Origin of the sequence: Halothiobacillus neapolitanus c2 (genome assembly GCF_000024765.1) — a bacterium.
GTDB lineage: Bacteria > Pseudomonadota > Gammaproteobacteria > Halothiobacillales > Halothiobacillaceae > Halothiobacillus > Halothiobacillus neapolitanus.
In genome coordinates, this window is record NC_013422.1 from 79492 (window position 1) to 98983 (window position 19492).

Sequence of the window (19492 nt, forward strand, 5' to 3'; positions counted from 1 at the left end):
AATTTTTTGCAGAGCGAGTGAACGAACTCACTCAGCACAGAATGTTTGTCGTTGCCACTGTCCGCCTTGCCGCCGAATTCGATTGCCAGCGCGTTCAATCCCTGGTTTGAGCTGTTTCAGCTTCCAGCGTCGAGGCTGGGCGCGTGGTTCCGGCATAGTGAACTTCGACAGGGCGCCCAACAAGTGTAGACATGACCGCTCGCGCATGATCTGTCGATGCGGCGGTAGTAAAAAACTGATCCTGGCCGCATCGCCCCGTGGATGCGGCTACTTCGGATGAGCCGATGCGCCGCCCGACCTGTCTGGCTACAGCGGCCGACGAATCCAGTATGCTCACATCCGGCCCGACGATGGTTCTGATCTGCTGAGCCAGATACACATAGTGCGTGCAGCCCAAAACCAGCGTATCTGCGCCGGCTGCCAGCAGCGGTTCGACATAACGCCGAATAAGGTCGGTTGTGTCCGGATGATCCATTTCGCCGCGCTCGACCTGCTCCACAAACCCGGGGCATGGTTGAAGAAGCACACGTGTGTTGACCCCGTGTGTCCGGCACAAACGCTCTACCGCCGGGCTCTCGATCGTTTTGCGCGTGGCGAGCACGCCGATGGTGCCCGATTGAGAGTGTTCAATCGCGGGTTTGATCGCCGGTTCCAGCGCGATGATCGGGATTGAGAACTGCCTGCGCAATTGCGTCACGGCGATCACTGTCGCCGTATTGCAGGCGACAACCACCGCCTTCGCGCCCGCGGCGATAAGAAAATCCGTCATGGCAACTGCCCGCTCTGTGATGAAGTCGGATGAGCGATCCCCATACGGTGCAAAGCCTGAATCGGCAATGTAGATAATGTCTTCGGCAGGGAGCGCATGGCGAACGGCCTGATAAACAGAAAGGCCGCCCACACCCGAATCGAAAATACCAATAGGCGCTGTGGGCTTGGTGTCGGTTAATTTCACAGTGGGTTTATACCGTGGTGAAAGATAAAAGGGCTAGGAGCCTGCCGGACTTTAGGAATCGTAACTGACTTTAAGAACAAAATGCCTAACGCCGAGTGCAACGGCACTGTGCCCAGCCCGGCAACCGTTTGAACGATTTGAGTCTGTTTATTTATTCGTAATGCGTCCATAGCCGCAGGATTTTGACGATATGCGCTTGCTCTAAAACTTCGTACACAATGCGGTGTTGGATATTAATTCGGCGGGAATATGCGCCGGCAAGATCACCAACAAGTTTTTCGAATGGCGGTGGGTTTTGATAGGGATTCTCCTCAAGCACCTTCAGCAAGTCCATTGCCTTTTCCTTCAGGCCTGATGCAGCGAGCTTCTTCGCGTCTTTTTGCGCGTGCTTGGTATAAACAAGCTGCCAGCTCACCAATCGAGATCCTTTGCACATTCAGACGCTGGCGTGTTCAAACCCTCTTGAATCGACTCGCGCATTCCCGGAATAGCAAGCAAATTGAGCGTTTCAGTTATCGCATTCCAATCCTCTTCCGAGATCAGAACAGCGCTACCTCTTTTGCCCTTTATAACGATGGGTTGATGAGAATCGTTGGCTTCATCAATAAGACTGTACAGCTTTGATCTCGCCTCTGTTGCGTTCAGTATGGCCATGTTGCACGCTCCTTTGATAAAAGCGTACGCCATTACGCACGGTCGCTCAAGGCCTATTTTTCAAACGTACCGGATCATTAATGGCCATGGCATGCGCCACTTAACGATCACCCCTGAGCTTATGCAGCTTATTTCTGGGCAGTACTTTAAAATCAACAAGACAAGTGACCCGATTGACACACCCCAACTTCCTTGAAGCCCTCGTGTGAATGTTCGGCGGAAATTTCACAGGAAACCCTTTTTCATACGAGGCGTTAGTGCGCTTGCCGGCGAACGTCCTGATCTTGCATACGAGCGCAATATGTCACGTGTCACACATTAAGAGTCCGGCTCTGGTGATCAGGATTTCGCCGAACGCTCTGCTAGTGTGCGCCGCCTGCGGTGTCACCATGAAGCGGCTTGTTGGCAGACTCTGCCTGTAGACGCTCCACCAGCCACACCTTGATGATCGATTGGCGGGTAACGCCCATGCGTGCAGCCTCACGATCCAGCGATTCGACAACCCAAGCCGGAAAATCGACGTTGATTCGCTTTTGTCCCTGATTAACCCGGCGAGCAGACGACAAATCGAGGTCATCGACAATATCTTCTTGCCCTTCCTCAAATTTTTTGTCGAAGTCTTTAGCTTTCATAGAGATCAACCCGCCCGCGTAGCGGGTGGGCGGTCGGGATGAGCGTGATGTTAGGCGCGAAATACAAGAAAGGCTGCGAACGCATGATGTACGGAACCTCCCTGTAAGCAACGCCTTTGTTGGCAACTATGCACCAAACCCCGACGAGGCGCGAGCCGGAATTTGAAGGGTGAGTTCGTAGCCAGAATTGGCTGCCAAATCACTGACAGAAAGCACCCTGAATCACCCGAGTGCCTAACGTAAAAGTGAGGGGCGCGAGCGGCTTCGCCGCGAAGCGTCCCTCTCGACTGACGGGTTAGAAGGCGACAGGCGAACGATGCTCTCCCGGCCAAAGCTACTCAAGCTTGCACTCACAGAGATCGTCATAAATCCTGACTACTAAACTAATGTGGCGACCAAGAGCATCAGTGAGCCTAGCGGCATTCCGATCCACTGGGTCATTTGAATCGAACTCCTCAAGGTTGCACAGCAAATCGCGAGCGTCTTCGTAGGTCTCGACATCCCCCGATTCGATCCAGACAAGCTGGATTGGGAATTTCGGTTCGTCTGGAACGGCTTTGCTCATTCTGTCAATCGCCTTCCAACGTTAAAGCTAACCCGCCGCCGGAGCGCACGGCGCGGAGGGAACCCGCCCGCGCAGCGGGTGGGTGGTCGGGTTGAGCGAGTTGTTAGGTTTCAATATTTTTCTGATCCATTGCATGTTTTGGGTGATCCTCAATGAGCAAACATCGCATAAAGATGAGGATCACCGTGAGGATAGGCGTAACTTTGAAGATTACAGATGCGGGCATAACGAGAGCCGCGGTAATACCAATGACACAAGAGATAAGCAATAGTTTGGGCAGTGCACGGAAAGGCCTGTTAGAAAAATTTGGAAGCGCAAAAAAAGCCCCCCAACCAATTGCACCGCCAATCAGGACAAAATACTCCCGCATTTGTGTGAAGAGTATTTTCTGTTGAGAGGCTTGTTCGAGCATTTGCGGGGCAAACTTCGTCCCAAATTCAATAGCTGTATGCCCCGTTACGATGTTGTAGGCAAACACTAGCCACCAACCGAAGGATATTAAACTGACCACGAAAGCCAGAGCCACTAAAAGAGCCAACAGGAATTTTGCAGTTGATCGCATACGGGAGACCTAACGCTGGAGTTAAGCGGCGGCGTAGCCGTCCGCCTTGAACGAGATGTTAGACCTGTGGCACGTCAGTTGCCTTACGATAGCGATGCTCTTGCACTAACCAAGTCGCTATTCCATAAAACGCGCCAGCTGCAAGCCAAAGTGCGGCAGATTGCACAACTGACAATTTTGAGTGGTGGAAAAGGAACGTCATCACGGCAAACATAGGTATGCCGTAGGACACGATGCCGGTGAGAAGAACGTACATAAGCATGCCCTTCGTACGAGCTTTCGCCCAACGATCAATTTCTTTCTGTTTCATAGGACCCTGCCCGGTCTAACGTTAAAGCTAACCCGCCGCCGGAGCGCGCAGCGCGGAGGGAACCCGCACGCGCAGCGGGTGGGCGGTCGGGATGAGCGTGATGTTAGGCGCGAAATACAAGAAAGGCTGCGAACGCATGATGTACGGAACCTCCCTGTAAGCCACGCCTTTGTTTGCAACTATGCACCAAACCCCGGCGAGGCGCGAGCCGGAATTTGAAGGGTGAGTTTGTAGCCCGAATTGGCTGCCAAATCACTGACAGAAAGCACCCTGAATCACCGGAGTGCCTAACGATCAAGCTAAGGGGCCGGCTTCAGCCGGACCCGCTTGAGTGCCTTGTTCGGCACTATCGTAACCACTTGGAGATGATAATGGGACTGATTGACCACATGGTGCAGCGCGACAAATTTCAGTCCGAGGAATTGACCAACGGCTTTGACTTTCCGTGCTGCGTTTGCATCCACCGGCACGGAACCGACAAAGATGAGCCATGCAGGACGTGCGACCACAACATGGGCTCAGTGCCTGACGATGAGGTGCCGAACGCCTGAGTTAAGCCGCGCTGCGAAGCGGCGTCGGCTTGGACGAATTGTTAGGCCGGACACGAGGAAACACGAATGCGACGCGAACAACTGACCGAGCTTGAAAGCCACCTGACCAAAGCAGCGAGCGCACTGCGCGCCGCATGGATTCTTTGCAAGCACAACCACATGGAGCCGACCGCAAAGGAGCTTGCGGACACGGTGCTGGACGTTGAGACGGCGCGGGATCGCGTTAAAGACATTAGTACGGCCTAACGTTAAAGCTAACCCGCCGCCGGAGCGCGTAGCGCGGAGGGAACCCGCCCGCGCAGCGGGTGGGCGGTCGGGTTGAGCGTGATGTTAGAACCGCAACTCATGCCAGAAAAGCTCGAACAGTTTCAACAGCCATACCTATAGTAACGATCAGGAAAAATAACTGAAATTGGAACACGCCAAAGATTGAAGAAGTGTAGCGGTCTTTGATTTTGTTTTGCTCACTCAATGGTAGGTGGCTAAGCCCCCCTTTCCACATGCTTGAAATGACACTAAATGGTGCCTTTTTCATTGAGCTACCCCATCGAAATGAGTCATATGTGACATATCCGCTCAGGGTGGTTAGGAGAAGAAGAATCCAAGCATTCATAGGGTTCTAACGCCAAGCTAAAGGGCGCCAATGGAGCGCAGCGGAATTGGCGTCCATTTTGAGCGCCGTGTTAGGCTTGCGCGAGTAATTTATGCCTAATTTTGTCTTTTTGTTGCACATTTCCATTGTCCCAGTTATCAAAAAGACAAAAATAATAGAGCCTTTCATTCATTGTTAAACCGCCGACATTACTAATGGCCGTTTTTCTAAACTCATTTAATTGATTCAAAAAATGCAATGTCCTTTCATCATCTTTAAACCAAGTGTAGCTATGCCATTTTGATAACATCTTTTCCAGGCGTGTAATATCCGTATCGTCTTCTTTCCAGTCATTCACCCATTTAGCCAGGTCACTTCTGAGCTTTTCATCTGGGAGTAAATCAACCACCTCGTCAATGTTCATTTTGACAGCCTAACGATGGAGTTAAGACGCCGACCGCTGGCGTAGCCAGTGGGCGGTCGGCTTGAACGATTGGTTAGAGGTTCTCACGGATCGCCGCTTTACGCACGGGCTCCCAGAAGCCGCCGCTGCCGTGATAGGTCTCCGCATGTAGAGAAAATTGCTCACCACAGCAGCTGCACCTGAAATGGTAAGCGACGATGTCGTCCCATGTCTGGCCTGCTGCCAGTTGTGCGAATGACACAGAGTGCGCCGATGGATCAGTAGTATCGATTAGTGTGCCATCGGTTACGTTTTGGCTAGCAATAGAGATTGCTTTGCGCAGATTGCCTGGCAGTCGGATGGCATAGCGAATACAGAGTTCCTTGCATTTGTCGCAGGCCATGAAATCCTTGCCCTCTAACGTTAAAGCTAACCCGCCGCCGGAGCGCGGCGCGCGGAGGGAACCCGCCCGCGCAGCGGGTGGGCGGTCGGGTTGAGCGTGATGTTAGGCACGAAATACAAGAAAGACTGCGAACGCATGATGTACGGAACCTCCCTGTGAGCCACGCCTTTGTTTGCAACTATGCACCAAACCCCGACGACGCGCGAGCCGGAATTTGAATGGTGAGTTTGTCGCCCGAATTGGCTACCGAGTCGTTGACAGAAAGCGCCCTGAATCAACGGAGTGCCTAACGTTTGAGTTCAGCGGCGGAGCAAAAGCGAAGCTTTTGAGGAGTCCGCTGGAACGAATTGTTAGGGCTATCCCAGCCCAGAAATTTTTGCAATGACTAAAACAACAACCCCAGCCACTATGGGAGCCAAATAGAGTGTGTGAAACTGAGAGAGCCGACCAGGTTTTGGCACTGAAACCTGCTCTTGGATTTCTTGCCGTCTGCGTGGAACGTTACCTTTGACTGACTCTCGGATCAATTCGTTTTCAATTTCTTTGTCAATCTCCGCAAGTCGTGCCGACAATGAGCGAGCGGAACCGACCAAGGCCATTCCAAAGAATATGCAGAGATAAATAACAAAAAACGCAATGTTACTGGTTGCGAAAAGTTCTTTCGGTGTTGGGGTCGGAGAGTGTTTCCAGAAAAACCCTAGAAAGAACGTGTTTTCGTAGATAAGGTAGACCAATCGCTTAATTGGCAGTGCAATCGCGCTACTTAGTTGATCTCCACTATCTAGCCCGAAGTAAAACATTTTCAGTGCTGAAACGGCACTGGACAAAGAGGTGGCGACAACAACAGGCGCACCAACTAGCCACTTTATAAGAATCTTCTTTTTTGCTTCGTCGTATGTCATATGGGGGTTCCTAGCCCTAACGCTTGAGCTCAGCCGCCGGCAGGCCGCGTAGCGGGATGACGGTCGGCTGCAGCGGCTTGTTGGGCACCAGCGCCCACTTGCGCGAGAACGAATGCCACACGCTCCCGAACCGTAACCTTTGGTAGAACACAAGCTTCATACCCTGATTGAAGATACGCTGAAATTGTCGGCACATAGGATTTGGCCGCCCTGTCGTAGCTATGTGTACGCTCGTGATCGCACACATAAATCTCGGGCCACGGTTCTGCCACGAATACCGTACTGGCATAACGGCACTCTGCAGCAATTCGGCAATTCGGCTCGCTTGGTTCAAGGAACCGTAGCCATTCGGGGATGCCGCGGTCAAAGAACACAGGTGCATCGAGAGACTTAGCCGCTTCATAGTCTTGGATGCTGCGAGCGAGAACGGATTCCATGAATGCAGTGCGATCCGTTGCAGGGAGGATTCTGCCATTGCACTCCAGCTGTTCTCGCATGAAGGCAAGGGCTGCTTCTGGAATGGTGGAATATCCAAGGTCGTCCAATGCAGCAATGAGGGTTGATTTGCCAGCTCCAGACGCACCGGTGATAACGTAAAATTCTTGGCTACTCATGATGCAGGTTCTATTGCCCAACGTTAAAGCTAACCCGCCGCCGGAGCGCGGCGAGCGGAGGGAACCCGCCCGCGCAGCGGGTGGGCGGTCGGGTTGAGCGTGATGTTGGGCGCGAAATACAAGAAAGACTGCGAACGCATGATGTACGGAACCTCCCTGTAAGCCACGTCTTTATTCGCAATAATGCACCAAACCCCGACGACGCGCGAACCGGAATTTGAAGGGTGAGTTCGTAGCCAGAATTGGCTGCCAAACCACTGACAGAAAGCACCCTGAATCACCGGAGTGCCTAACGTTAAAGCTAACCCGCCGCCGTAGCGCGCAGCGCGGAGGGAACCCACCCGCGCAGCGGGTGGGCGGTCGGGTTGAGCGTGATGTTAGGCGCGAAATACAAGAAAGACTGCGAACGCATGATGTACGGAACCTCCCTGTGAGCCACGCCTTTATTTGCAACTATGCACCAAACCCCGACGACGCGCGAGCCGGAATTCGAATGGTGAGTTTGTCGCCCGAATTGGCTGCCAAACCACTGACAGAAAACACTCTGAATCACCGGAGTGCCTAACGTTAAAGCTAACCCGCCGCCGGAGCGCGGCGCGCGGAGGGAACCCGCCCGCGCAGCGGGTGGGCGGTCGGGTTGAGCGTGATGTTAGGCACGAAATACAAGAAAGACTGCGAACGCATGATGTACGGAACCTCCCTGTGAGCCACGCCTTTGTTTGCAACTATGCACCAAACCCCGACGACGCGCGAGCCGGAATTTGAATGGTGAGTTTGTCGCCCGAATTGGCTACCGAGTCGTTGACAGAAAGCGCCCTGAATCACCGGAGTGCCTAACGCCGCAAATCACCGGCAGGCAAAACAGAGCGAAGCGATGCTTTTGACTGTCCGAGTGCATTTGCCTTGTTATGCATTTATTTACAAACAACCTTCTGCAAGTATAAGTTTGCTAGTTGTTGACTTATGACGGATGTCAAATAGCGCTTGTGCATCTGGATCATTAAGAAAGCCCTTTGCTCCTTCCTTTGTAGGAAATTCGATAACAACAACTCTTTCAGGTTTCCAATCGCCCTCCATCACTTCAGGCTCGACACCTTGTATGACATATCTGCCATCATGTTTTTGAATGAATGCTGGTATTTTTTCTATATATCCTTTAAAGCTTTCAAAGTCATTGATCGATATGTCCAAGATTAGATAAGCATTCATTTATTTTCCTCTGCGTGACAAACAGCCTCGATATTGTGGCCATCTGGATCAATGACAAAAGCACCATAATAATTTGGGTGGTAGATTTCTCTCACCCCTGGTTTTCCGTTGTCTTTTGCGCCTGCCAAAATTGCTGCCTCATAGAATTTATTGACTTCTTCTCTGCTGACCGCAGAGAACGCAATATGCATCGGGTTTTGTATTTTTTCGTGGACACCAAACCAAAATTCAGGCTTCCCATCCTTACCAAAACCCGCCCAGCCTTGTACTTCTGCTACGAGGCCAATACCTAATGGCGCCAATGCCTTAGAATAAAATTTCTTACTCTTATCATAATCTGATATAGCCATCCCAATATGATCAATAATCATATTTTCTCCTTCGATGCATAACGGTAAAGCTAACCCGCCGCCGGAGCGCACGGCGCGGAGGGAACCCGCCCGCGCAGCGGGTTGGGCGGTCGGGTTGAGCGTGATGTTAGGCGCGAAATCCAAGAAAGACTGCGAACGCATGATGTACGGAACCTCCCTGTAAGCCACGCCTTTGTTTGCAACTATGAACCAAACCCCGACGATGTGCGAGCCGGAATTTGAAGGGTGAGTTTGTCGCCAGAATTGGCTGCCAAACCACTGACAGAAAACATCCTGAATCACCGAAGTGCCTAACGCCTGCCTTCAGCCGCCCACTTGGAGCGAATGACCGAAGGGAAGTAGCGGAAAGTGGGTCGGCTGCAAGGCATTGTTAGGTAACAATTTCTTGGGATTTGGTTGCTTTGGCATCTTTAAGAATTTTTATGCCGCCTCTGACTACTACGGCGGATATTATTGCCCCGATAACTAAATCTGGGTATCTACTACCGAGGAGCCAAACGAGAGCGCCAGAACAGATGACGCCAACGTTAGCAATTACGTCATTTGTGGAGAATATCCAGGATGCTCGCATGTGAACCCCGCCGTCTCGGTGCTTGGATATGAGCATTAGGCAGGCTACGTTAGCTATTAGCGCTAGAAGCCCGACAGCCATGATGAGCATGCTTTGAGGTTCGCTTCCATAGAGTGAGCGACGCACAACCTCAAAAAGGACTCCAAGACCGAGAATGATTTGGAGTACACCGCTTACACTTGCTGCTTTTGCTTGCTGAGAAATGCCTTTACCTACGACGTAAAGTGATATTCCGTAAACGGTAGCATCCGCTAGCATGTCCAATGAATCTGCGATAAGGCCGGTTGATTGGGCGTAGAAGCCTAACGCAGCCTCAACCACGAACATTACCCCATTGATAGAAAGAAGATAGGCCAGAGTAGTTCTTTCTAGCTTCTCTGCTTGCTCTGCGCCGCAGCCGCAATCTGACATTGGTTTGATTCCTCTTTGAGGGTGGGACTTGTTACCTAACGTTTGAATGCACCGGACTGCGCGGCTTTTTGCGCAGGTCCGGTGGAATGACGGGTTGGGCCATTCATCACAGGGAGACCTTCAGTTTGCGGCCACCACTTATGGCGAAACCCTCACGCTCATAAAACGCCAAGGTTCTGTCGAACTGCGGCAGCGGCGGCGTTGTTACCTCCAACCGTTTCCAGCCACGTGCCGCGCCGAAAGACTTTGCTTGGGACACGAGACGGAGACCCAGCCCATTTGTGCGGTAATCTGGGCGAACGTAAAGCTCTGGTATGGTGCCGAAAGTGCCTTCAGCGTAGAGAGCATAGCTTTCATAAAGGGCAATAAACCCTGCCGGATTCCCACTCACGCCACGAGCGACAAATACAAAATACTTCTCACGGTTGAGGAAGTCCTGGAGTCTAGATGTCGTTTCGGCAAGGTCGAAGTTAAACGCCTGAACACCAATGGCATTCATGATTTCAGCCAGCAACTCGCCAACCATTACAGCGACCTCTTGCGCGTCGTCGGCAATCGCCCTTTCGATCGTGAAGTTCGAGCTCATATCATGGGGCCCAACGTTAAAGCTAACCCGCCGCCGGAGCGCACGGCGCGGAGGGAACCCGCCCGCGCAGCGGGTGGGCGGTCTGGTTGAGCGTGATGTTAGGCGCGGAATAAAAGAAAGACTGCGAACGCATGATGTACGGAACCTCCCTGTAAGCCACGCCTTTATTTGCAACTATGCACCAAACCCCGATGAGGCGCGAGCCGGAATTTGAATGGTGAGTTTGTAGCCAGAATTGGCTGCCAAACCACTGACAGAAAACACCCTGAATCACCGAAGCGCCTAACGTTTAAGGTAAGGGGCTGGCTGGAAGCGGGCGAAGCCCGCTGTAAGCCAGTCCCGCTTGACCGCAATGTTAGAGCACTTTGTTTACCGCAAGCCGGAAGAACAAACCTGCATAAGAAATAGGCCACAGAAGAAAGGAACTAAGCTTGGCGCTGGAAACGTTTTCGATAGTGTTGTACATCGGGTGCCACTCGATGAGCCCGCGTAGAACTATGCGGTTGAGCAGGAAACCAAAAACCAAGTAGGCGAAGAAAGCGATGACGCCGGGAAACCATGTGGTTGAGAAGGATAAGTTGACCAAGATGATAAACACTGCAAGAAATGCGGCATAGATGCCAATACTCTTGCGAAGAGACATGGATGAGCCTTGGGCTTGGATTTCGTTGTCTGACATTTTTTACTCCCTTTCTGAAGCGTGGTTGAAAAGCTCTAACGTTAAAGCTAACCCGCCGCCGGAGCGCGACGCGCGGAGGGAACCCGCCCGCGCAGCGGGTGGGCGGTCGGGTTGAGCGTGATGTTAGGCGCGAAATACAAGAAAGACTGCGAACGCATGATGTACGGAACTTCCCTGTAAGCCACGCCTTTATTCGCAATAATGCACCAAACCCCGACGATGCGCGAGCCGGAATTTGAAGGGTGAGTTCGTAGCCAGAATTGGCTGCCGAACCACTGACAGAAAACACCCTGAATCACCGGAATGCCTAACGACCAAGCTCACCGGCAGCCAAAAGCTGCATAGCGAGGAACGAGCGGCGCGGCTTTTGGCTGTCCGAGTGCAGCGCCTTGTTATGCGTTTTTGTTACGACGAACAACAAGAGCCTGTGCCTTGCTGAATGGGTGGGCACGGAACAGAACCGTAAGAACAGAAAACACAACAATCACCTTTCTTTGGCTTGAGCAATACACCACAACCCTTGCACTCATAAAACCATTGGCAAGAATCTGTGGGCATTGTTTCCGTTTCTTTATGACCGCACTCTGGACAAGTAAGGGTTGATGCTAAAATGATTTCCATAACTAACCCTCGCTGCTACTAATGGGAATGGCGCACTTCTTGTTGGGCGGCGACACTATATCCCAAACGCCGACGGCAAACATAAGTGCCAATGCAAAATAAAACATATAGGTGCTCCAACTATCTGTCCAGAAGAGATAAAGCGTAGCAAGCACCATTGCTGGCCCAGCAACCCCAAGAATGCCTCTGATATGTTGTCTATGCGACCACCAGGAAATTGCCACTGATACCAATGCGATAACTGCAAATATTGGCAAGAGTGTATTGATGAATAGACCTTCAAATTTGGCTAGAAACCCCAGACCAATTGTTGCACCAAGGGAACCAAGAACTGGAAAGCAAGATGCACACCCCATTGCCGAGACAATGGCTCCGAGTGAGCCGAGTTTTTCTGATATTGCTGTGAGTCTCATGTGCTGTCTCTTTTACGCATAACGTTTGAATTAAGGGGCGCGCTTTAGCGCGTCGCCCTTGAATGATTTGTTAGGGCGAAACTACCCAAGGATAAGAAGAACGCCAAGAGCGGCAAAGAAAAGACACCCCAAACATACGCGTCACCAAAGGATGCCCAGCTCCGCGCCATACCTAAGATGCCGGTGCTCACAACCAAGATGCCAATGATGGCGAAAATTAACAAGATGACAAAACAGCAAAACGCAACAGCAAGCGACTTGGAAAATACATTCCAAGCTTTTACTCTCACCTTGGCGAAGCACAAGTAGCCACCCAAGCCTGCGACGACCAGGGCAGCAATAAAACCAGGCGCGCGGATTGGTGGGGACTCTAGCCACAAGCCATACAAGAGGTTCAACATCGAGAAGCCCTAACGCTCAGCCTAAGGTGCGCGGCTTTGCCGCGTCACTCTTGAGGCTGTTGTTAGACGGCTGTAAGGCTACCAAGATCTCTGCAGCGAATTTGAGACTATGTGAGCGGCTCAGCTCGTTGCTTGAACCTAAACCCATAGTGTCAGAACCAAGATGCTCTAGATGAGCTGCCAACGCCTTGACAGTACAACCGCTCTTCGCCATCGAAACGATGTGAGGAGCGTAACTGTCGTACTCATCAGCTGGAGCCACGATGCCAGGTTCGACGCCAATCGGATCCCACCGACGCAGGATCTCTTCGACGAGGCGGATATCCGCCATCGCTGCGTCTTTGAGTGTCTTTTGATCAGCTGCTGACATGGTTATGCCGTCTAATGCCGCAAATCACCGGAGGCAAAAAGCAGAGCGCAGCGGCGCTTTTTGCCGTCCGAGTGGATTTGCCTTGTTAGGCGATTTTTACCAATCCATATCACCTGCACGATCATGTACCCCTATTAGATAGTCAACAAAACTTTCCATATCCTCTGTTGAGGCCATAGCGTTTTTGTATGTGGCGTCTGATGCATAAGTAAGAATACTTGGCAGAGTACTCTTTATATACATTACCTCCGGAAAATCGTTTGACTCCCAATAAAACCGCATAAATTCTTCAATAGCGCTTATTGCTTCCTCTTCCTGAAACTCAGTTCCGCTCTGCATTGAGAAACGAGAGCTTCCTTTCTGATGAGGCATAAGCAATGGTACTGCTCCTGCACCCGAGTGAATTTGGAAGGCTTCACCGTTTTTGCCAAAGGCTCCATGAGCCATGTAGTTTCTTATTTGCCTTTTGATTGCAACCAATTTGTCGTAGTGCGGCTTTACCGAGTTTTCCTGAACATCAAGACATGCTTTGAATTTTGATGCCCAATCTTTGTCCGCTAAATTTGCGACATCCTCGCCCGTTAATAAATGACCTTTCAAAATTGCTGCATGAATAAACACATGCTCAGTAAAACTGTAAAAAGCATCAATTGCTGAAAGAGCCAACCATTCTGATTCCCTTTTCAGCTCATAATATGGCATACGAACACTCCAAGAATTTTCAGAATGCTGCGTCTTAATTCTTTCGTCCTTTCTAGAGATTGCTTCTTCTAACTTTTTCTTGTGCTCACTTTCAAGGAATGAGTATCTATCGTGCAGTCTCAAGCTGTGATTCAAAACATTCAATTTTGATTGTTTTGCTGCTTCATTAGCAATCCACTCGAAATATGGCTGAGCTGCTTTAGCCGCTTTTTTTATCTTCTTTACAATCTCCTGGCATTCACCTTCCTGCTTTTCCTTATCAGCAGCAAATAAGCCCATCCCCATCTTTCTGTGCTCTAAAAGATAGGCTGTCCCGTTATAATCAATTGGTACTGACCATGCGACTTTTTCAAACTGGCCTAGGTTCTTATAACCGAGCAAATCCACAAACAGAAAATAAACCAAGTAATATGAAGGTAAGCCTCTCCCAGCATCTGTTCGGCTTGCAGTAAATAAGAAATCCTTCTCAGCCTTAGTACCTTTATCTACCGCTGAAACAATTGGGTCCAGGATTTTTTGAACTCGCTCCCTCAAGCTATCTATGTCATTAGGTAGATTCATCGTCTCTTCTACACGCCTAACGTAATTTAGACAGCATGATAATTGGCGGGCTGTACCAACCAATCAGTTTCAATTTGATGTAACCGTCTATTTCCAATCTGTTTGTCTCTTGTTTTATCCATATAGGCAGCCTAAAATTTTGCGGATGAATCGTCAAGAATTTAATCAACAGCCGCCGAAATTACTGGATCGGGTTCGTGCCGAGATTCGTGTGCGTCACTATAGCATTCGCACGGAAGAGGCTTATGTTGATTGGATGCGGCGGTTTATTTTGTTCCACCGGAAGCGTCATCCTGCGGATATGGGGGCTGAGGAGGTGGGGGCTTTCTTGTCGTATCTGGCGACGGAGCGTCAGGTGGCGGCGTCTACTCAGAATCAAGCCAAGTCGACTTTGTTATTCCTTTGAGCACCTCGAAATAACCGTGATTCGTCGTTCCCGCGAATGCGGGAACCCAGAAAAATCAAGAGCGCTGGATTACCGCCTACGCAGGAATGACGAGTTTTTCGAGCTTCCCCTTTATCAAATGTGTTGGCTGTTGAGTTGCCGTGGCTGGATGAGGTGATTGCAGCGAAACCATCCAAGCGCTTGCCGGTTGTGCTGACACCGACTGAGGTGCGGCAATTGCTCGATGGTACTTCGTGCACGATGAATCTGATTGTGAGCTTGTTGTATGGCACGGGGCTGCGCTTGCGGGTGAAAGATGTGGCGTTTACCCGTCGGGAAATCATTATTCGTGAGGGTAAGGTTAATAAAGATCGGGTTACGACATCCGCACGGTTCAGGAACTGCTCGGCCATAAGGATGTGGCGACGACGATGATTTACACCCATGTGTTGAATAAGGGCGGGTGCGAGGTGGTGAGCCCGCTGGATTTCTAACCAAGTGCTCTATTATTGAAGGCTTATTGGGCACCTCGAAATACCCGTGATTCGTCGTTCCCGCGAAAGCGGGAACCCAGATAAATGAAGGCGCTGGATTCCCGCCTACGCGGGAATGACAGGTTTTTCGAGATTCCCTATTTTGTTTGAGGTGAGCCGATGTCTGAGTTTTGGAACCAAAAATACGCGCGTGATGATTACTTTTACGGCGAGCAACCGAATGATTTTTTGCATTCGCAGATTTTTCGTTTGCCAACCGGTGCGCGGGTGCTGGTGGTGGGCGATGGCGAGGGGCGCAATGGCGTGTGGTTGGCGGAGCAAGGGTTTACTGTGACAACAGTGGATGGCTCCCACGTGGGATGCGATAAATCCCGCGCCTTAGCCGCGCAGAGGAAGGTTTCGCTTGAAATCGTTTGCGCTGATTTGCTGACCTGGGATTGGCCTGTCGGCGCGTTTGATGCGGTGGTTTCTGTTTTTCTGCATTTCTCGCCCGATGAACGCAAGGTGGCCCATGCGCGGATCCAAGCGGCGCTGGTGCACGGCGGCTGGTTGATTATTGAGCAGTTTCACCCGAATCAGTTGAATGGTTACACAAGCGGCGGGCCGAAAGCTGTTGATATGCTGACGACGATGGGTGATTTGGCCGACGACTTTAATGCCATTGATTGGTGGCTGCTGGCCGAGGGGACGACGCGGCTTGAGGAAGGGCCGGGGCATTCGGGCCTGGGTTATGTGAGCCACGGGGTCGGGCGCAGGCAGTGAAAGGGTTTTCGTTGGGCCTATGAATAGGAAAGTTCGAAAAACCCGTCATTCCCGCGTAGGCGGGAATCCAGCGCCTTGATTTTTCTGGGTTTCCGCTTTCTCGGGAACGACGAATCACGAGTATTTCGAGGTGCCCAACAGAGTGCTTCTGCGCACTCGACTCGTCAAATTCTACCCGGCCGCACTTTTTTGAAAAACGGGAACAATTGGGATGTTGCGCCTATCCTTTTGTAAAAGGTGGGTTGAGAAGGATTTGGTGGTTTGGATACAGTGCGGCAAATCCCCCCTGCCCCCTTTGCAAAAGGGGGTGAGGTCGTGCCTTTGAGGAAGGGATGAGAGGTGGCTTTGTCAGAGGTTGCAGGCGCAGGGTTTTGGAATTACGCCTTCCCCTTAGTCTCTGGGTAGCGGCGCCATTAATGCTTGTATGTCGACTTCGCTGAACTTGGTAAATGCTGAGCCGTCGCCGCTCAGTACGCCTTCGGCGAGTTTGGCCTTTTTATCCTGGAGGGCGAGGATTTTCTCTTCAATGCTGCCTTCAGTCACCAGCTTGTAGACGAACACTTGCCGGGTTTGGCCGATGCGGTGCGCGCGGTCGGTGGCTTGATCTTCCGCGGCGGGGTTCCACCACGGGTCGTAGTGGATGACGGTGTCGGCGGCGGTGAGGTTGAGGCCTACGCCACCGGCCTTGAGGCTGATAAGAAAGACAGGGGTGTCGCCGTTCTGAAATTGGCGCACGACGGTTTCTCGATCACGGGTTTCGCCGGTGAGCATGCTGTGAGCGAGTTTGGCCTTGGTGAGCGCTTCGCTGATAAGTGCCAGCATGGATGTGAATTGCGAAAATACGAGGATGCGGCGGCCTTCATCGACCAGTTCCGGCAGCATGGTGAGCAGTAAGTCAAGTTTGGCGCTTTGCGTTGGGCGTTTTGCGCTTTGGCCTGTTTTGCTGCTGGGCAGCAGGCGTGGGTCACAACAAACCTGGCGCAGCTTGAGCAGGGCATCGAGGATGACGATGTGGCTGCGCGCTAACCCCATGCTATCGATGGATTGGCGCACTTTTTCATCCATGGCCGAGCGGACGGTTTCGTACAGGTCGCGCTGTGCGCCTTCGAGCGACACGCTGCGAATAATGCTGGTTTTGGGCGGGAGTTCTGCCGCGACGTCTTCTTTTCGCCGCCGCAACAAGAAGGGGCGCAGACGGCGGGCGAGCAGATCTCGGCGGATGGTGTCGCCATGCTTTTCAATGGGCGTGCGAAACGCGCGAGTGAACGCGGTTTTATCGCCGAGAAAACCGGGCAGCAAAAAATCAAACTGTGCCCATAATTCGCCCAGATGGTTTTCCATCGGTGTGCCGGTCAAGCTGAGGCGGTGTTCGCTTTTGATGCGTCGAATAGCTTGGGCCGCCTGGCTGGACGCGTTTTTGACTGTTTGCGCCTCATCGAGAATAAGCTGGCTCCAGGTGTGTTGCTCCAGGGCTTCAATGTCTCGCCATACCAACGGATAAGTGCTCAGCACGATGTCGTGTTTGCTGATTTGATCAAACAGTGCGCTGCGATTGGCGCCATGCAGAGTGAGCACGCGCAGTGCCGGTGTGATGTGTTTTGCTTCGTGCCGCCAGTTGAATATAAGTGAGGTGGGCAGCACGATGAGCGCCGGATGCCCCAAACGGCCCTGTTGTTTTTCGCGCAGCAGGAAGGCGAGTGTTTGCGCGGTTTTACCCAGCCCCATGTCGTCAGCAAGAATGCCACCTACGCCCAGCGTGCGCAGGTGGCTCAGCCAGCCGAGCCCTTCGCGCTGGTAGCCGCGCAGTTCGATGCCGAGCCCTTCGGGTGCTTCGACGGCGACGGCTGCGCCTGCGCTTCGGATGCGCCGGGCCACTTCCAGTGCGTGTATCGACTCATTCGGTCGCATGTCTTCGGGCAGTGTTTCCAGCCGGGTAGCATCGAGCGTGTGCAGGCGCAAGCTATCGCCCTGCGGTCGGTCGAACAAGTCGATAAGCTGGCGTACGATCGTTTTGATTCGCCCTGCTTCAACGCGAATACGCAGGTTTTCGTGACTGTGCAGAATCACGCTGGCATCGTCGGGCTGTTCGTCGATATAGCTGCTATCCAGCCAGCGCGGTTCGCGCGCGAACAATTCACTGAGCATGGGCGTGAGTGAAAGCCGCTGGCCGTCGATCAGCACACCCAGATCAAGGTCAAACCAACCGGCCCCCTCTTCATTGACGGTGGCATCCCATCCTTGTGGCTCATGCCAGACATGGCGAAAATCGTCGGGGATTTCCACCAGCCAGCCCGCAGCGCGCAGTTTGGGCAGCGCTTCGGTCATAAATTCGACCCATGCCGCCTCGTTTTCTAGGCCATACAACGCGCGCGCGTCATCAAGAACATTGGCGGGGATGCGGGTAAGGCCGTGCTTGCGTAGCTGGCGTGCCCAACGTGCTTCGTCGTCGGCTTGACGTTTGATGAAAACCCAATGCCCCCGGGCGTCCTGACTCAAACCGCTGCAATCATCAAGGCCGACCCTCACCCCGTCGTAGTCGAACGCAAATTCGGCCACATCGAATCCGTCGATTTTACGGTCATAGCTGCGGTAGGGATTGATGCGCCGCGCCGCCAGCGTGTGCAGGCTAAGAACAGGCGTGGGGGCGATGTCGATGGCCGTGGCAGTGGCTTCGCTTTGGATGGGCGGAGCCAGATCCGGCGCCGATTCGGCTAACACGGTTGCGACCAAGGGCAACGCTTGTTCGGTGACCGGCGGTATGCTGAGCAAGTGCTTGATTTTGCTCGGATCTTCGGCTGTGCTCAAGCGCCCCACCTCACCGGTGTGCGCATCCAGATACCAGAATGCCGATAGCGCGAATAGTTTTGCCTCAGGTTCGGCCACCAATTCAGGGTGCAAGGTATCCCCCTCCCGGCGCCATTGCAGGCGCGCTGCACGATCTGCTCCGCGTTTTAGTGGCGTGTGGTTTCTCTCAATGTAAAGCCGACCGGTGTCACACATCAAATCGAGCGCCATCTCGCCTAAGTCATTTTCAAGCGAGAAGCCGTTATAGCCAAAACCGAAGGGTTGGTCGTTGATGAGGTGGAGAATAGAACGGTCGACTTGCTGAACGAAACGAGGCGGTTTGCGTAGCGCGCCATCAATGTTGTACCAGGTTTTTGCGGATTCCAGAATCGGCCCCTCCTTGCCCACGCGCACTTTGTTCAGATATACCTTTGCAAGCAGTTCTCTGCCAGAGGGCGGTTTAAGCAGGTAAACCAGCATTTCCTTCATGGCTTTGGCCGCATTGGTCGTGCTTTGCCGCCATTGATCCAGCCATGCCAGCGTTTGAGCAGATACGCCCGGAATAGTGTGTTGATGATTATTCAACGCGGCGATGAGCGTGGCAGCGGCGTGTTTACATTGGTAGCCGACTGGACAACTGCATTCCGCATCGAAGAACACTTTGCCGTCCGTATCATGATAAAAATTGATATGAACATCATAGGGGGTTCTAACTGTGCCCTGCACTTCTGCGTTGATATAGCCATTTTCCACGTGCATTAGCTGAACGGCATGACGTGCGTACGGCTCGGCTTTCTTTATTTCATGCGCGCCAAAATAGTCGGTGATGTCGGCAAGGGTGAAGGGAAGATGGATCGGGCGGGTCATGTTTGGGTCTTTTGAATCATGCGGCTATTGGGTTGGCGTAGCGTAATGCAGAATGCCTTGAAAACCCAACGCAAGGGTGCGTGGCGGTGTGAGCCTGCGGAATAGAGCAGTTCGGGTTATGTGTATTGGGTACGACGCGTCAACCCCCCCCCTTTTTCAAAG

The 19492-nt window shown here is 52.3% G+C and carries 25 protein-coding genes and 1 pseudogene; 4 read left to right on the forward strand and 22 right to left on the reverse strand.

Going from position 1 to position 19492, the window contains the following annotated elements:
* Positions 1–94: 94 nt before the first annotated feature.
* The 6 genes from murI to HNEAP_RS00390 all read right to left on the reverse strand — a co-directional run bounded on the left by murI (position 95) and on the right by HNEAP_RS00390 (position 3678).
* Positions 95–955, reverse strand: a complete 861-nt coding sequence (gene murI / locus HNEAP_RS00355; RefSeq protein WP_012822976.1) for a glutamate racemase — start codon at positions 953–955, stop codon at positions 95–97.
* A 151-nt stretch (positions 956–1106) separates the two neighbouring features.
* On the reverse strand, positions 1107–1370 hold the full coding sequence (locus HNEAP_RS00360) for a Txe/YoeB family addiction module toxin (protein ID WP_012822977.1): 264 nt from the start codon (positions 1368–1370) through the stop codon (positions 1107–1109).
* Positions 1367–1609 carry a type II toxin-antitoxin system Phd/YefM family antitoxin gene (locus tag HNEAP_RS00365; protein WP_012822978.1) on the reverse strand — a complete coding sequence of 81 codons (243 nt, stop codon included), beginning with the start codon at positions 1607–1609 and terminating at the stop codon, positions 1367–1369. Before HNEAP_RS00365 ends, HNEAP_RS00360 begins: the two co-directional genes overlap by 4 nt.
* Positions 1610–1971: 362 nt before the next feature.
* Positions 1972–2241 (reverse strand): type II toxin-antitoxin system BrnA family antitoxin, encoded by a 270-nt coding sequence (brnA, locus tag HNEAP_RS00375; RefSeq protein WP_012822979.1) that lies wholly within the window; start codon positions 2239–2241, stop codon positions 1972–1974.
* Between the two features lie 668 nt (positions 2242–2909).
* On the reverse strand, positions 2910–3368 hold the full coding sequence (locus tag HNEAP_RS00385) for a hypothetical protein (RefSeq protein ID WP_012822982.1): 459 nt from the start codon (positions 3366–3368) through the stop codon (positions 2910–2912).
* Between the two features lie 58 nt (positions 3369–3426).
* A complete protein-coding gene (locus HNEAP_RS00390) occupies positions 3427–3678 on the reverse strand; it encodes a hypothetical protein (protein WP_012822983.1) in 252 nt (83 codons plus the stop codon).
* Between the two features lie 617 nt (positions 3679–4295).
* Here HNEAP_RS00390 and HNEAP_RS00400 point away from each other — a divergent pair.
* Positions 4296–4475 carry a hypothetical protein gene (locus tag HNEAP_RS00400; protein WP_012822986.1) on the forward strand — a complete coding sequence of 60 codons (180 nt, stop codon included), beginning with the start codon at positions 4296–4298 and terminating at the stop codon, positions 4473–4475.
* A 97-nt stretch (positions 4476–4572) separates the two neighbouring features.
* On the opposite strand, the gene HNEAP_RS12615 is transcribed toward HNEAP_RS00400, so the two are convergent.
* The 15 genes from HNEAP_RS12615 to HNEAP_RS00465 form a co-directional block, all read right to left on the reverse strand.
* Positions 4573–4764, reverse strand: coding sequence for a hypothetical protein (locus HNEAP_RS12615; protein ID WP_155802509.1), 192 nt, complete (start codon positions 4762–4764; stop codon positions 4573–4575).
* A gap of 148 nt (positions 4765–4912) precedes the next feature.
* Entirely contained in the window at positions 4913–5245 is a 333-nt protein-coding gene (locus HNEAP_RS00405; protein ID WP_012822987.1) for a hypothetical protein, read from the reverse strand.
* 73 nt (positions 5246–5318) lie between these two features.
* Entirely contained in the window at positions 5319–5627 is a 309-nt protein-coding gene (locus tag HNEAP_RS00410; protein WP_012822988.1) for a hypothetical protein, read from the reverse strand.
* Positions 5628–5983: 356 nt separating this feature from the next.
* A complete protein-coding gene (locus HNEAP_RS00415) occupies positions 5984–6529 on the reverse strand; it encodes a YniB family protein (protein WP_012822990.1) in 546 nt (181 codons plus the stop codon).
* 29 nt (positions 6530–6558) lie between these two features.
* Entirely contained in the window at positions 6559–7143 is a 585-nt protein-coding gene (locus HNEAP_RS00420; RefSeq protein ID WP_012822991.1) for an AAA family ATPase, read from the reverse strand.
* Positions 7144–8061: 918 nt separating this feature from the next.
* Positions 8062–8352 (reverse strand): DUF1330 domain-containing protein, encoded by a 291-nt coding sequence (locus HNEAP_RS00425; RefSeq protein ID WP_012822993.1) that lies wholly within the window; start codon positions 8350–8352, stop codon positions 8062–8064.
* Complete coding sequence (locus HNEAP_RS00430; RefSeq protein WP_220083619.1) at positions 8349–8864, reverse strand: VOC family protein; 516 nt, start codon at positions 8862–8864, stop codon at positions 8349–8351. The genes HNEAP_RS00425 and HNEAP_RS00430 overlap by 4 nt, the downstream gene beginning before the upstream one ends.
* A 229-nt stretch (positions 8865–9093) precedes the next feature.
* The gene (locus HNEAP_RS00435; protein ID WP_012822995.1) at positions 9094–9705 is read right to left on the reverse strand and encodes a cation efflux transmembrane domain-containing protein; all 612 of its coding nucleotides are present in this window, start codon (positions 9703–9705) and stop codon (positions 9094–9096) included.
* A gap of 106 nt (positions 9706–9811) precedes the next feature.
* The gene (locus HNEAP_RS00440; protein ID WP_041600307.1) at positions 9812–10291 is read right to left on the reverse strand and encodes a GNAT family N-acetyltransferase; all 480 of its coding nucleotides are present in this window, start codon (positions 10289–10291) and stop codon (positions 9812–9814) included.
* A 355-nt stretch (positions 10292–10646) separates the two neighbouring features.
* Entirely contained in the window at positions 10647–10970 is a 324-nt protein-coding gene (locus HNEAP_RS00445) for a hypothetical protein (protein WP_012822997.1), read from the reverse strand.
* 405 nt (positions 10971–11375) lie between these two features.
* Positions 11376–11591 carry a GDCCVxC domain-containing (seleno)protein gene (locus HNEAP_RS12900; RefSeq protein ID WP_012822998.1) on the reverse strand — a complete coding sequence of 72 codons (216 nt, stop codon included), beginning with the start codon at positions 11589–11591 and terminating at the stop codon, positions 11376–11378.
* 2 nt (positions 11592–11593) lie between these two features.
* On the reverse strand, positions 11594–12004 hold the full coding sequence (merC, locus tag HNEAP_RS00450; protein ID WP_012822999.1) for an organomercurial transporter MerC: 411 nt from the start codon (positions 12002–12004) through the stop codon (positions 11594–11596).
* Positions 12005–12048: 44 nt separating this feature from the next.
* Positions 12049–12405: a hypothetical protein gene (locus HNEAP_RS00455; protein WP_012823000.1), complete on the reverse strand. Its 357-nt coding sequence runs from the start codon at positions 12403–12405 to the stop codon at positions 12049–12051.
* A 16-nt stretch (positions 12406–12421) separates the two neighbouring features.
* A complete protein-coding gene (locus HNEAP_RS00460) occupies positions 12422–12775 on the reverse strand; it encodes a hypothetical protein (RefSeq protein ID WP_012823001.1) in 354 nt (117 codons plus the stop codon).
* Positions 12776–12871: 96 nt separating this feature from the next.
* The gene (locus HNEAP_RS00465) at positions 12872–14038 is read right to left on the reverse strand and encodes a hypothetical protein (RefSeq protein WP_012823002.1); all 1167 of its coding nucleotides are present in this window, start codon (positions 14036–14038) and stop codon (positions 12872–12874) included.
* Positions 14039–14183: 145 nt separating this feature from the next.
* Here HNEAP_RS00465 and HNEAP_RS13080 point away from each other — a divergent pair, with 145 nt between their 5' ends.
* The 3 genes and pseudogenes from HNEAP_RS13080 to HNEAP_RS00480 all read left to right on the forward strand — a co-directional run bounded on the left by HNEAP_RS13080 (position 14184) and on the right by HNEAP_RS00480 (position 15679).
* Complete coding sequence (locus tag HNEAP_RS13080) at positions 14184–14444, forward strand: phage integrase N-terminal SAM-like domain-containing protein (protein ID WP_041600489.1); 261 nt, start codon at positions 14184–14186, stop codon at positions 14442–14444.
* Between the two features lie 353 nt (positions 14445–14797).
* Positions 14798–14917: pseudogene (locus HNEAP_RS13085) on the forward strand (tyrosine-type recombinase/integrase); the annotation flags it as partial.
* Between the two features lie 159 nt (positions 14918–15076).
* Positions 15077–15679, forward strand: coding sequence for an SAM-dependent methyltransferase (locus tag HNEAP_RS00480; RefSeq protein ID WP_012823003.1), 603 nt, complete (start codon positions 15077–15079; stop codon positions 15677–15679).
* Between the two features lie 390 nt (positions 15680–16069).
* On the opposite strand, the gene HNEAP_RS00485 is transcribed toward HNEAP_RS00480, so the two are convergent.
* Positions 16070–19330: a DEAD/DEAH box helicase gene (locus HNEAP_RS00485; RefSeq protein ID WP_012823004.1), complete on the reverse strand. Its 3261-nt coding sequence runs from the start codon at positions 19328–19330 to the stop codon at positions 16070–16072.
* Between the last annotated feature and the right edge of the window lie 162 nt (positions 19331–19492).